Origin of the sequence: Pontibacter populi (assembly GCF_019336435.1) — a bacterium.
Taxonomy (GTDB): domain Bacteria; phylum Bacteroidota; class Bacteroidia; order Cytophagales; family Hymenobacteraceae; genus Pontibacter; species Pontibacter humidus.
Genome location: NZ_JAHWXQ010000001.1, coordinates 15,842 through 29,611, shown reverse-complemented (window position 1 = coordinate 29,611; position 13,770 = coordinate 15,842). Strand labels below are relative to the sequence as shown.

General features: G+C 45.5%; 6 protein-coding genes and 1 pseudogene. 3 read left to right on the top strand and 4 right to left on the bottom strand.

Annotation, left to right across the window (positions count from 1 at the left end; genetic code table 11):
• Positions 1-14: 14 nt before the first annotated feature.
• The 4 genes from KYK27_RS00070 to KYK27_RS00055 form a co-directional block, all read right to left on the bottom strand.
• A complete protein-coding gene (locus KYK27_RS00070; protein WP_199108046.1) occupies positions 15-482 on the bottom strand; it encodes a hypothetical protein in 468 nt (155 codons plus the stop codon).
• Positions 479-1,549 (bottom strand): hypothetical protein, encoded by a 1,071-nt coding sequence (locus KYK27_RS00065; RefSeq protein ID WP_199108045.1) that lies wholly within the window; start codon positions 1,547-1,549, stop codon positions 479-481. Before KYK27_RS00065 ends, KYK27_RS00070 begins: the two co-directional genes overlap by 4 nt.
• A 324-nt stretch (positions 1,550-1,873) precedes the next feature.
• Positions 1,874-2,785, bottom strand: coding sequence for an alpha/beta fold hydrolase (locus KYK27_RS00060; RefSeq protein ID WP_199108044.1), 912 nt, complete (start codon positions 2,783-2,785; stop codon positions 1,874-1,876).
• 1,136 nt (positions 2,786-3,921) lie between these two features.
• On the bottom strand, positions 3,922-5,349 hold the full coding sequence (locus KYK27_RS00055) for a sugar MFS transporter (RefSeq protein ID WP_199108043.1): 1,428 nt from the start codon (positions 5,347-5,349) through the stop codon (positions 3,922-3,924).
• A gap of 415 nt (positions 5,350-5,764) precedes the next feature.
• Between KYK27_RS00055 and KYK27_RS00050 the strand changes: the two genes are divergently transcribed.
• The 3 genes and pseudogenes from KYK27_RS00050 to KYK27_RS00040 all read left to right on the top strand — a co-directional run bounded on the left by KYK27_RS00050 (position 5,765) and on the right by KYK27_RS00040 (position 13,746).
• Positions 5,765-8,581 (top strand): alpha-amylase family glycosyl hydrolase, encoded by a 2,817-nt coding sequence (locus KYK27_RS00050; protein WP_199108042.1) that lies wholly within the window; start codon positions 5,765-5,767, stop codon positions 8,579-8,581.
• Between the two features lie 681 nt (positions 8,582-9,262).
• A pseudogene (locus KYK27_RS00045) lies at positions 9,263-12,127 on the top strand (SusC/RagA family TonB-linked outer membrane protein); the annotation flags it as partial.
• 20 nt (positions 12,128-12,147) lie between these two features.
• Positions 12,148-13,746, top strand: a complete 1,599-nt coding sequence (locus KYK27_RS00040) for a RagB/SusD family nutrient uptake outer membrane protein (protein WP_199108040.1) — start codon at positions 12,148-12,150, stop codon at positions 13,744-13,746.
• Positions 13,747-13,770: the final 24 nt, after the last annotated feature.

Sequence of the window (13,770 nt, the reverse complement as noted above, 5' to 3'; positions counted from 1 at the left end):
TTGATGTCCGCCAACTATAGTTCGGTAGTTAGTCTGCCATCAAACATCCAGTCCAGGGCAGCTGCTTTAAAATTGAAAACTTCCAGCTGTGTCTTTAACTTAAATTCCGGGAACTGCTCCAGTATCGTACAGACGCGGGCTACATCCATCAGGGCAATACTTTCCAGGGTGTTTACCCGCGCAAATTTGAGTAGGTTCGATTTGGGTAATAGGGGATAAATAAGCTCCAGCATCCAGTTCTGATCTGCAAACTCCACGTAATGTAAAGCACGCGCGTCACTTAACCAGTATTGGCAATTGTTATCGATACAAGCCTCAATAGCTTTTTTAAAATTCTGCCTGAATATCTCGCTCGATGGGTGCTGCAGCCACTCCACATAAACGAATTTTAACTGTTTGTCCAGCTGAATGATAATGTACTCGTCCTGGTATAGGGTGTTAAGCTGTAAGCTTATTGGTTCTGTTGTGTATGTTCCTGTCATGTAGTTGCCTGTAGATTATTCTGTGCCAGGCTGAGCCACTCGATGGCTTCATCTTCTGTCAGAAAATATTGTATAGCTTGCGGGTAAAGTTGTTTCTTCACCCGACTGTTCATGTTTTCGCTGGCGATTTGCTGCATCACATCCGGTGCCGAAATGATAGCTAAGCGCTTTACCGGGTTCTTTTTTAGTACAGATACCGTAACGGCTACTGCCCAAGCCTGATCTTCGAGGTTAATAATGCCCAGCTGCTGGTTATTGACCAATACTGTTTGTATGTTATTGTTAACGACAGCGCGGGCCGTTTTTAAAACCGCAAACCGGTATTCGCGGCTGCTTACCCTGCGGAGCCAGCGTAGCTGTAGTAATCTGGTGTTTTTATTTATTATTATAGTTACAAAATCCGTCTGGCAGCGCGTAACCTGCGAATCAGCTTTAGGTAGAGCAGTTGTTTCAGTTTTGCCGGTTTCAGCATCTTGTGAAGGGAGCTCTGTAAGCTCGCCCGCTGCATATTTCTTTAAATCCCGTAAGCTGGCTTGCAGGGGTATTAGTAATTTGGCGCCGTTTAGCATATTCTTCGGAAACGGGGGCTGTAAAAGCCAGTCTCTTGCCTGATCCGCTTCAAAAAAGAACCTCACCTCATAAGGCAGAACCGGGCCATTCTTTACAACCGCCTCATACATCCGCTGCTGAGATCCCGTTCTGGACAATACCCTGGCGCTGCGGGTCAGAAACGCTTTCTTTTTAACTTCTTCTAGAAAGCTGTTCGTATTCTGCTGATCTTCCAAGGTAGGGTCTCCCATCCTAGTGAAGTCAGTTAGTAAAAACTTTACACGAAGGACCGCAATACATACTCCAACAAACCTGATATACTGGCGATATTCGCTGCTACTGACAGGTCGCTGCCACACAACCTCTAAAAACCTGGCCTCCGGCTCGAAACTTATAGTCAGCGGCGGAATTCTTTTGGTTTTCGGAACATCATTATCAATAGCAGATTCCTGGTTTTGGCTCTTATTTAGAAGAAACTGTCCCGGATTGCTGTACGCTTTTACTTGTCTGTTCTGCATTACTGGTACTCCTGCTCTATATAAAAAGAGCGTTTTTAAAATACTATAAAAATCAGATTATCACAGCCTTATAAACTGATTATATACGGGTCTGGTTCAACTGTTTTATTTAATCCTTGTATAGTTATAGTTATGCTTTCCTTAACTTGTTATAGTTGCATTTCTGTACATGATAAGTCTATAAAAATTAAACCTGAGGAGTTTGTAAACTGCTGTTTTACAGGGGAGTATTGGGGCGTGTAGTTTAAGAAATAGAACTATAGATTAACGATAAAAGCCATACAACGTGTAGCTGTATGGCTTTTATCGTTAATCTATAGTTTCCTAATCTAGTTTGGCCAGGAACTTACGGATGTGTTTTCTGAATGCTTCAGGTTGTTCCTGGTACGGGCAGTGACCGGTGTTCATAACACGGTAGGTTGCCTTCGGGAACTGGAAAGACTTATAGTGCTCGGGGCCGATGGAGTAATCGTATTTGCCGGTAAAAACCAGGGCAGGCACATTTATAGCAGCTGTTTTAAGCGTGAAGTCCTGCTCGTATTCCGGGTAGTTCCAGACGTTGCTGCCAAAGTGCCAGTTTAGCGTTGTATCCATCACGGCGGCCATTTCCTGGAACTGTGTTTTGTCGCGGTACATCATTTTATAAGCCAGGTCTTTCTCGTTCAGTTTCCCCCAAACCGCTCCAAAAGCCTGCGTTTTACTTACCCCTGGTTTTAGAAATTCTGATTCGGGTGCATTTAAAATGCGCGCAGCCTGTGTTATACCATTCGATTTGGCATAGTCTAAGTTAAGAGTGGTGTTTACGTAAATGGTTGCCAGTACACGGTTCGGATGGCTGTAAATGTACTCGGTAGCTATCGTTCCGCCGAAGGAGTGCGGCATCAGGATCCATTTTTCATAGCCCAGGTATGCCCGTAATTCTTCCAGGTCTTTGACAACACGGGCTAGCGAGTAGTTGGTGCTGCTATCGCCACCCGAACGGCCACTGCCACGCTGATCCACGTAAATCATGGTCATGTCCTGCTCGGTTACATTGCCGCCTAAGGCATAATAGTATTTGGGCCACGAGCCTGGTCCGCCATGTATAAACACGCATGGTTTTCCCTGACCCGCCACCCGAACGTATAGTTGCACCGAATCGGAAGTTGTGAAGTAGAAATTTCTGTTCTGTGCCTGCACGCTGCCCGAAGCAACTATAAACAGGAACATAAAAAAGGCAAAGAGGTAATTTTTCATAGTAGGTTTTTGGCTAAAATATAGTTGAACTATAGACGCGGCGAATGTACAAAAGACGCATGAAAGATATTTAATATGTTTTCTGATTTTCCTTAAACCAAGCTGCTGCTTTTAATAACACGTAGCACATGCAAATGGGAGATGTACTTTCTGTCTTTGGTGTATTAGATTATAAGTTTTAAAGTTGCTGTTTTGCCGCTTTTGCTCAAGTTTCATTTTTAAAGAGGCGAAGGAGTTTTGTCTGAATCAGGATTTTCGGGATTTAAGGATTTTCAGGATGGAGTTTTGAGATAGTTGCGTACTCTCCGCTGGCGCGGGTTTGCAACCCGTGTCTAACTATGGTGTTGAGTTTGTAACTCGACTGGCCCGGCAGGTACAAGTATGGCAGTTGCTTTGGATATTGTGCTATAGTATCGGTGGTCCAACCACCCTCCTTGTCTAAGGCTAGGAGATTTTACGGTCTTTGGTAGAGTTACAGGTATAGTTTATAGTCGTGGTTTTAACCCACCCCTGCCCCTCCCAAGAGGGGAATTTCGGCTTTTGCTATAGTTGCTAGCTACAGTTTCATAATTGTGGTTTTAACATCCCTGTAGTCCCCTCAAGGGGACAATTCTGATATTGCTATAGTTTAAGCTATAGTACTATAGTTACATACCAAGATAGGACAGGTTTACCTGTCCCTTCGAAACGATAACCACGGTAAAGCTCGAAGCTTACTGGTTCAAACTATAACAAACTATAGCTATCGAACTGATGTCAGTCTTTGGGTTGAGCGCCTTGTAGATTTCTGGTGCCGCAGGCATTTCGAGGTACGAGAAAAGGAAATGTACACCGCGCGATGCCTAAAGACGGGGCCTCCCGGCCGTGAGGGCACCAAAGCCAACTATGACAACTATAGGTTAGTAAAGCTCCCAGGATGAAAGAAGGCTATGAAAGAAAAGGCTTGGTTCGGATTGTAGAGATCTCAACTATAAGCTGAGATAGATTTCTCTCTGCATTCGAAATGACAAAAGGGAATTATAGAACAAATAAGATCTATCAGCAACGAATTAGAATGAAGCCCAACGATAAACAGCAAAGGCGCTCTTTAAACAAGAGCGCCTTTGCTGTTTATAGGTTGAATTGATGATTCCGGACTACGCTTCAGCGCTTGGATCTGTTTTTTCTACTTTAGAACCTCTGAAACCATAGTATACAATATACAGGTAGCAAATCATCGGCACAATAAACGACATCTGCAGGTTGCCTGTAACATCGGCTACATAGCCTTGCAGCGGTGGAATAATAGCGCCACCAACTATAGCCATAACCAACAGCGAAGAACCCTGGCTGGTATGTACGCCAAGACCTTTAATTGCCAGCGTGAAGATGGTAGGGAACATGATGGAGTTGAACAGACCGATCGCGATAACTGACCACATGGCCACAGAACCCGTTGTGAAAATGGTGATCAGCAGCAACACAATCACAGCAGATGCGAAGAAACCCAGCGTACGACCTGGCAGGAATCTGCCCATCAGCAACACCAGGAAGTTCAGCACGATCATGCCAAGCGCGATCAGAGCTTCCTCCTGACCATAAATGGTGAACATCAGCGTAAACACGATGGCTGTGATAGCACCGATAATCATGTATTTAGTGCTGTTGTTCTTGAAATCAGCCAAAGCAACCGCTCCAAAGAAACGACCGATCATGGCGCCACCCCAGAAAAAGGCAAGGTAATGTCCGCCTTCAGCTTCGGTCAGGCCTGCAATGTGCGGCAGTTTAAAGAAGTTGATCAGGGTACTTCCGATCGCTACTTCGCCACCCACATACATAAAGATACACACAATGCCCAGTACCAGGTGGCGGTACTTCAGCGCGCCGGAGTCAGAAACAATTCTGCCTTCGCCTGTTACGTGCGGTAGTTTGGCAAGCTTTATCATTACGGCTATCGCAATAAGTGCTGCAGCAAGGCCCAGGTACGGCATTTTAACCGACTCCGCACCAGCTGTAGCTACTGTATTTACCGTTTCAAAAATAAGATAACCACCAATCAGCGGAGCAATCGTAGTTCCGAATGAGTTAAGCGCCTGCGTCATGTTCAGGCGGCTGGCAGCGCCGCTGGCCGGGCCAAGTATTGTTACGTAAGGGTTAGCGGCAATCTGTAGTATGGTTATGCCCGATGCGAGCACAAAAAGCGCTATCAGGAAAAAGCCATAGCTCTGCAGATCAGCGGCAGGGTAGAACAGTACACAACCTACTGCGGCAACTACAAGTCCTACAATTATACCGTTCTTATACCCGATCTTCATAATAGGGTCGCCTTTGATAACCGAGAAAATGAAGTACAGCAGCGAGATAAAAAAGTAAGCCCCGAAGAAAGCCGTCTGGATAAGCATGGCCTGCCAGTGCTGCAGCACAAATACCTGCTGTAGTTTCGGTATCAGGATATCGTTCATGCAGGTAATAAAGCCCCACATAAAGAAAAGCATGGTCACGATGATTAGCGGACCTGTGAAGTTTTTAGCCATAACTTGTTCGTTAGCGGGCGTACTTTGGGTGGTTGGTGCAACTCCGGCCATGGGGTAAAAGTGTAGAGGTTATAGTTGGTTTAGTTTCGTTTCTTGCTTTTTACACGCTGAAAGCGGTATTCAGGTTTTATACGATAGCTGATGTTATCGTAACAGTTGCTCAAGATATAAAATCTATCCTGTTAGTTGAAATTCTTATCAAAACTTTTCAGGCTAACGCAGTTTCAGTCTGAATTGACTACTTACGTTTGATTTTAAACACAAGCTAAAGCCGTAGCGGATGGCAAACTATAAAGTAGCTCTGAAATGTGCCGAACTATTGAGCATGCCGTACATGGGCACATACTTATAGTTGGGTGAGTTGGAAACATAAAAGGGTAGCACAAGTTTATGATCAGAAAATCCTGATATCTTAATTTCTTTACCAGATTATCTTTAACTTTAATCGGTTTATATTCTTTATTATATGCGACAACTTTACGCCGTTCTTATCCTTGTTATTAGCTTTTTTGTATGCCTGCCCGTAGCCGCGCAGGTTGTTACCGTTAAGCCGGTGCTGCCAACTTCTGAAAAGCCCGTTACGCTGATCTTCGACATCAGCAAAGCAAAAGATTCCCGTGCTGCCAGCCTCATCAATACCCCGAACGACATTTACCTTTGGTCAGGAGCCGGCTCTACAGACGCAGATGCGGATGCCTTTAAATATGAGCCTGCAGGGCAAACAAACTGGGCAGCGCCATTCACACCCGGTAAAATGACCTACCTGGGCAATAACCGCTGGTCTATCACGCTTACGCCACGCACATACTATGGCGTACCGGCCGGCACGCCAATCCGTAAACTGGGGCTGTTGCTTAAAAACGCAACTGGTACGGCCCAGACCGAGAACTTTTATGTGTCGCTTTACCCGGCAACCGGTATAGTTGGCGCATTTGTCTCGCCATCAGAGAAAGCCTTTTTTACAGATGCCAATACAACCATTCCGGTAAAAGCTTATACTTCCGTAGATGCCAACCTTAGGCTTAAAGTTGACAATACCATTGTTTACACCCAAACAGATAAAGACTCGCTGATCTATAGTTTAAATACAGGCACCGAAACCGGGCTTAGAAGAACGGTGGTTTTTGAAGCAACGCTTGGTACCGAATCTGCTACCGATACTTTTTTCTTCACTAACCGCCCGGTTCCGCCGGTGGCGCAACTGCCAGCCAACGCAAAAGACGGTGTAGTGTATACTGGCCCTGATAAAGCGTTATTAACCCTGTTTGCCCCGAATAAGAAGTTTGTTTACGCCATAGGAGAGTTCAGCAACTGGGAGGCCCTGCCCGAATACCTGATGAAGCGCACGCCGGATGGCAACCGCTACTGGGTTGAAATTGACGGGCTGGAGACAGGCAAGGAGATCGCGTACCAATACCTGGTAGACGGAACTATAGCCGTTGCTGATCCTTACACGCACAAGATCCTCGACCCGAATAACGACAAATACCTGACAGCGGCCAACTACCCGCGCTTGAAACCTTACCCGACAGGCGCAAAAGGTATTGTATCTGTTCTGCAGACCAACCAGCCAACCTATAACTGGAAAGTAAAGGATTTTAAAAGACCTGCTGCCGATACGTTGGTAGTGTACGAACTGCTGCTGCGCGATTTCCTGGCAACACAGAACTATGAAACACTGGCTGATACGCTGACTTACCTTAAAACACTTGGTGTTAATGCTATTGAGCTGATGCCGATCATGGAGTTTTCAGGGAACATTTCGTGGGGCTATAACCCCAATTTCTATTTCGCGCCGGATAAAGCGTACGGTACGGCCAACCAGTTGAAAGCCTTTATAGACAAAGCGCATGAAATGGGCATAGCTGTAATTCTGGATATGGTGCTCAACCAGGCTGACTGGGAATTTCCGTACATGCAACTATATCGCGATGGCGACCGCCCGGCTGCCAACAACCCTTTCCTGAACCAGCAGGCCACACACCCGTTCAGCGTATTCTTTGACTTTAACCACGAAAGCGAAGCTACCAAAGCATTTGTGGAGCGCGTAAACCGCTACTGGCTCGAAGAATTTAAGTTTGATGGTTTCCGTTTTGACCTCTCGAAAGGATTTACGCAAAAGAATAGTGGTACCAATGTGGGTGCCTGGAGCGCGTATGATGCCGGCCGTGTAGCCACCTGGAAACGCATTTACGACGAGATCAGGAGCTACGACAAAACGGCGTACGTTATTCTGGAGCACTTTGCAGACAACACCGAAGAGAAAGAGCTGGCCAACTATGGCATGATGTTCTGGGGCAACATAAACCACGAATACCGCGACTTCGCCAAAAGCTACGATGCTTATTTAGATGATATCTCTTACAAAACCCGCGGCTGGAAATCGCCTTACCTGATCGGGTACATGGAAAGCCACGACGAAGAGCGGATAATGTTTGATGTGAAGAAGAACGGCCGTTCGTCGGGCAACTATAATACGCGTAACCTGGAAACAGCCCTTGACCGCGCAAAACTGGCAGCCGCTTTCTTTATTCCGGTACCAGGTCCTAAAATGATCTGGCAGTTTGGTGAGTTGGGTTACGATGTGTCGATAGACTCTATTGGCCGCACCGACCCTAAACCGATCCGTTGGAACTACCGCGCCAGCGAGAGCCGCATGAAGCTGTACAAAGTTTACGCCGAGCTGATCAACCTTAAAAAGAACTACCCGGTTTTCAGAACGACCGATTTTAACCTGGCCTCAGAGAACATGATCAAGCGCCTGACGCTGGTTGACAATTCGATGACGGTGTTTATAATTGGTAACTACGATGTGAAGCAGCAAACCCCGCAGGCAGGTTTCCCGCTGGCTGGAACCTGGTACGATCATTTTACAGGTGAAACCGTGAACATAACCAATCCTACCGAGATCATGGTGTTGCAGCCCGGCGAATTCAGGATGTATACTTCTGTAAAACTGCCGTCTCCAGAGCCTAACCTGTTGCCATGGAAAGGGGTAGTGCTTGATGCCGAAGACGAGTTGCCGTTAGCTGAAAGAATAGAGGTTTATCCGAACCCGACCCAACACATTGCCCAACTGGAGTTTACAGACGACTACAGAGGTGATGTTTCGGTGCAGGTGACAGATATTACAGGACACGTGTTGCGCACAGTTAAGTTTAAAAAGCATCAGCAATCCTTCAGGCAGTCAATGGACCTGCGGAATGTAGCTGCCGGCGTTTACCTGGTACAAATAGAAGCCGGTAAACGGAAAGTGGTGAAGCGACTGGTTAAGCTTAACTAAAACGAACTATAGTTTAAGTGGCACTTAACCTGCTATAACAACAAATCCCCTGGCAGCGACTGGTAATTTACCGGCTGCCAGGGGATTTTACTTTTAATACAATTCTCCAACTATAGTTTGGGAATATTGACCGATTGGCTTTCAGAGGCTTTTGCAGGGTAGTAGGTGCATGCTTTTTCCTCTGAAATGAGCCGTAATACGAAATTTCGGCAAAACTGGCAATGATAAAAAACTATATATTATTACTTGTTTTTTATAGAATTATTTACGCACTTAGCATGAGAGGAATACCGGGTAAAGTAGGACTTTACGGAATCAAAATATCTGAATTAAACTAAAAATAGCATGCTCCTCAACTTTTGTTTTTATTCCCGTAATAACACAGGACCAAAAACTGATACAATCAAAAACAATACATGTAATACCCGTGTTTTTGCCAGCCTGACAGCTAAGTAAAACACTATTTATTTAATATCGATTTAACTTTTACTCAATTGAACAACTATGCGAGACAAGTCTAAAAGACGGATGAGCTTTGGCTTAACTGTGGCTTTATGTTGCCTGTACATGACAGGTAATGCAAATGCTGCTAATGCAGGGGGCACAGACGCTGTTGCCGCTTACAAAGCAGAAAGCAGTTACACGGCACCTGGTAAACAGCAGGGGGTAACACTAAAAGGAAAAGTGGTTAATGAAAACGGGGAGGGCCTGCCAGGTGTAACTGTAGTGCTGAAAGGAACTACAAAAGGTACATCAACAGATATTAATGGTAACTTCTCGCTAACTGTTCCGGAGTCTCAGGGTACACTGATACTTTCGTTTATTGGTTATACCACACAAGAAGTAGCAATCGGTGGACAGACAACATTTAACGTAAGCCTGCAGCCAGATACAAAAACACTTGATGAGATAGTGGTGGTTGGTTATGGTACGCAAAAAAAGAGCGATGTAACCGGTTCTGTTGAAACAGTTAGCTCTGATGATTTTGTGAAAGGCCAGGTTACTACCCCGGAGCAACTTATTCAGGGTAAAGTAGCTGGTGTTCAGATCACATCAAACAGTGGTGCACCTGGATCAGGAAGCACTATCCGTATCCGTGGTGGTTCATCTCTTAATGCCACCAACGATCCGCTTATAGTTATAGATGGCGTGCCTGTTGAAAACGGTGCTATCTCCGGATCTGCCAATGCACTTTCGATGATCAACCCGAATGATATCGCTTCATTCAACATCCTGAAGGATGCCTCTGCTACGGCTATCTATGGTTCACGTGCTTCTAACGGTGTAATTATCATTACTACTAAAAAAGGTACGGCCGGCCAGAAAATGAGTGTTAACTTCAGCACACAACATTCACTCTCAACTGTTCCGAACACTGTTGATGTACTTAACGGCGACGAGTACAGAGCGCTGGTAAATAAGTATGGCAATGCAGAACAAAAAGCACTGCTTGGCGGCTATAATACCGACTGGCAGGATCAGATCTACAGAAATGCTTACACTGCAGATAATAACCTCAGCGTAAGCGGAGCTGTTAATTCTATACCTTACCGTGTTTCTGTTGGTTACCTGAACCAGGATGGTATATTAAAGACCTCTAACTTCGAGAGAACCACACTCGGTGTGAGTTTAAACCCAAGCTTCCTGGATGACCACCTGACAGCGAACGTGAACTTTAAGGGTGCAAGGACAAACAGTGTGTTCGCCAACGAAGGTGCTATAGGTGCAGCTATTATTTATGACCCAACCAGACCTGTATACTCTGGTAGCACCAGAAACGGTGGTTTCTTCCAATGGGAGAAAGATGGCGTATTCAATACACTGGCTCCGACTAACCCGCTAAGCTTATTAAATCAGCGCCACGATAAAGGTGAAGCAAACAGATGGTTAGGTAATGTGCAGCTAGACTATAAATTCCATTTCCTGCCAGAGTTAAGAGCAAACCTGAACATAGGTACAGACCGCTCAGACAGTGAAGGCAATGTGCTTACGGATGCTAACCATTCACCTAACCAGTGGAAAGTTGAGACAATTTCAGAGTATGCACAGGAAAAAGAAAACAACCTGGCTGACTTCTACCTGAACTACCAGAAGGAATACACTTCTATAAAGAGCCGTGTGGATGCAACAGCTGGTTACTCTTTCCAGGAGTTTATTTCTGAGTCACCGGACTTTGCATTCCGTAACAACGAAACCGGTGCACCACTGGGCCAGGAACCGGATTACATACCGTCTCATTCACAGTATCGCCTTAAGTCTTACTTCGGCAGGCTGAACTATACGTTCATGGACCGTTATATTTTAACAGGTACTGTGCGTTACGATGGCTCTACCAGGTTCTCAGAAGATAACCGTTGGGGCGTGTTCCCTGCGCTGGCATTTGCCTGGAGACTGGGCGAAGAGGCATTCCTTCAGAACGTGAATGTATTATCTGATCTGAAACTGCGTGTTGGCTACGGTATTACTGGTCAGCAGGATATCGGGCTTAGCTATTTCCCTTACCTTGCCCGCTATAGCAGAGCAGATAATTCTGCTCAATACCAGTTCGGGGACACTTTCTTCCCAACTTTCCGTGCAGAAGGATATGATGAGAACATTAAGTGGGAGGAGACAGCAACATTTAATGCTGGTTTAGACTTTGGTTTTGCTAATAACCGTCTAACAGGTAGCGTAGACTATTTCTTTAAAGACACAAAAGATCTGTTAGCTCAGATTACAGTTGCAGCCGGTACCAACCTTACAAACCGTTTATTTACAAACGTAGGTAACATGGAAACCAAAGGTCTGGAAGTTGCCCTGAACTTTGAAGCCATAAGCAATACAAAGTTAACCTGGAACATTGGTGTTAACGGTACCCTGATCGATCAGAAAATAACAAACCTGAGCAAAGTAGATAACCCTGATTTTGCTGGTTATGATGTTGGCGGTATTACAGGTGGTACAGGTAACAATATCCAGAAATTTGCTGTTGGTTATGCTCCTTATACCTTCTTTGTATACAAGCAGGTATATGATGAAAAAGGAAATCCTGTTGAAGGACTGTATGCTGATACAAACGGTGATGGCACCATTAGCCCGGATGACAGATATCTGTTTAAAAAGCCGGCTGCAGACTTTACCCTTGGCTTTAACACACAGGTAAACTATGGCAACTGGGATCTGAGCATGGTGCTGCGTGGTAACTTTAACAACTACGTTTATAACAACGTGTACTCAAACCTTGGTGCAAGACAATCATTCTCTTTTGCAAACTACCTGAACAACGTATCCGATAATGTATTGGAAACCGGCTTTGGTACCAATCAGTACTTCTCTGATTACTACATCGAGAATGCATCATTCCTGCGCATGGATAACATCAGCCTGGGATACAATTTCGGTAATATCATCGGTGATAAGGTGGGTCTGAGAGCAACAGCAAATGTGCAGAACGTGTTCACGATCACAAACTATAACGGTCTGGATCCTGAACTGGGCACAGGTATAGATTATTCGCTGTACCCAAGACCAAGAGTTTTCTCTCTGGGCCTAAATGTTAACCTGTAATTTTTAAATTTCTGAAATCTATGAATACTAGATTTATAAAAAATATGGCTCTTGCCGGTGTAATTACACTAACAGCAGCAGCCTGCGACCAGAGTCTTGATATAACTCCGAAGTATGATGTTGTATCATCAAAAGTATACCAGGACTTTAACAACTATAAGCCTATCCTTGCCAAACTATACGCCGGTTATGCAGTAACGGGGCAGCAGGGGCCAACCGGAAGACCAGATATTCTGGGTGGCGACGAAGGTGCTTCTAACTACCTGCGCCAGTACTGGCAGGCACAGGAGCTTACCACCGACGAGGCTGTAATTGCCTGGAACGACGGTAACCTGCGCGACCTGCACGAAATGGACTGGACATCAAGCAACGAATTTCTTCGTGCCCTGTACGATCGTATTTTCTACCAGGTAGCACTTACAAACGAGTTCATCCGCGAAACTACGGATGCCAAACTAAGCGAGCGTGGTATTTCAGGGGCAAACCTGGAGACTGCAAAGAAATTCCGCGCAGAAGCCCGTTTCCTGAGAGCACTGAGCTACTGGCATGCACTTGACCTGTATGGCAATGTGCCTTTTGTTACCGAAGCTGATAAAGTGGGTTTCTTCCTGCCAAAGCAGACTAACAGAGCAGATTTGTTTAAATACATAGAATCTGAACTGCTGGCAGTACAGGAGGAACTTGTAGCAGCCCGTCAGAATGAGTATGGCCGTGCAGACCAGGCCGCTGCCTGGACACTCCTGACCAAACTATACCTGAATGCTGAAGTGTACACTGGCCAGGCAAAATATACCGAAGCCATTGCGTATGCACAGAAGGTAATTGATGCCGGCTTTACGTTGGAGCAGGAGTACGATCACCTGTTCCTGGCAGATAACCATACATCCAATGAGATCATTTTCCCGATCACGTTTGATGGGTTGAGAACTACAACCTGGGGTGGTATGACCTACCTGGTGCATGCACCGGTTGGTGGCAATATGGTTCCTGCGGATTATGGTATCAATGGTGGCTGGGCAGGTCTGCGCACTACTAAAAACATTGTTAACCTGTTCCCTGACATTACAGGTAATACAGATGAACGTGCTAACTTCTTTACAGATGGACAGACCCTGGAAATTAAAGATGTATTTACTTTTAAGGAGGGTTATGCTATCGAGAAGTTCAAGAACATCACATCAGCAGGAGTAAAAGGTTCTGACCAGACTGGTGACCACCCGGATACAGACTACCCGATGTTCCGTTTAGCAGATGTATACCTGATGTATGCTGAAGCGGTGTTACGTGGCGGTTCTGGCGGAAGCATGGGCCAGGCACTAGGTTATGTAAACGGCTTGCGTGAACGCGCCTTTAATGGTACATCAGGTAACATTACACAAAGCCAGTTAACCTTACCATTTATACTGGAAGAAAGAGCCCGTGAACTGAAGTGGGAGGCACACCGCAGAACAGACCTTATCCGTTTCGGCAAATTTACAAACGATAGCTATGTATGGCCTTGGAAAGGTGGCGTAGAGGATGGCAGAGGCGTTGAGTCGTTTAGAATACTGTTCCCGATACCTGACACGGATCTTACAGCTAATCCTACGTTAGAGCAGAACACCGGATATACAAGATAGTAACATGATAAAGCTGCAGGGCTT

What these genes read in the sequence shown, in the direction of transcription:
- KYK27_RS00050 (WP_199108042.1), top strand. Translation starts at nt 5,765, where the DNA reads ATGCGACAACTTTACGCCGTTCTTATCCTTGTTATTAGCTTTTTTGTA.
- KYK27_RS00065 (WP_199108045.1), bottom strand. Translation starts at nt 1,549, where the DNA reads ATGCAGAACAGACAAGTAAAAGCGTACAGCAATCCGGGACAGTTTCTT.
- KYK27_RS00070 (WP_199108046.1), bottom strand. Translation starts at nt 482, where the DNA reads ATGACAGGAACATACACAACAGAACCAATAAGCTTACAGCTTAACACC.
- KYK27_RS00040 (WP_199108040.1), top strand. Translation starts at nt 12,148, where the DNA reads ATGAATACTAGATTTATAAAAAATATGGCTCTTGCCGGTGTAATTACA.
- KYK27_RS00055 (WP_199108043.1), bottom strand. Translation starts at nt 5,349, where the DNA reads ATGGCCGGAGTTGCACCAACCACCCAAAGTACGCCCGCTAACGAACAA.
- KYK27_RS00060 (WP_199108044.1), bottom strand. Translation starts at nt 2,785, where the DNA reads ATGAAAAATTACCTCTTTGCCTTTTTTATGTTCCTGTTTATAGTTGCT.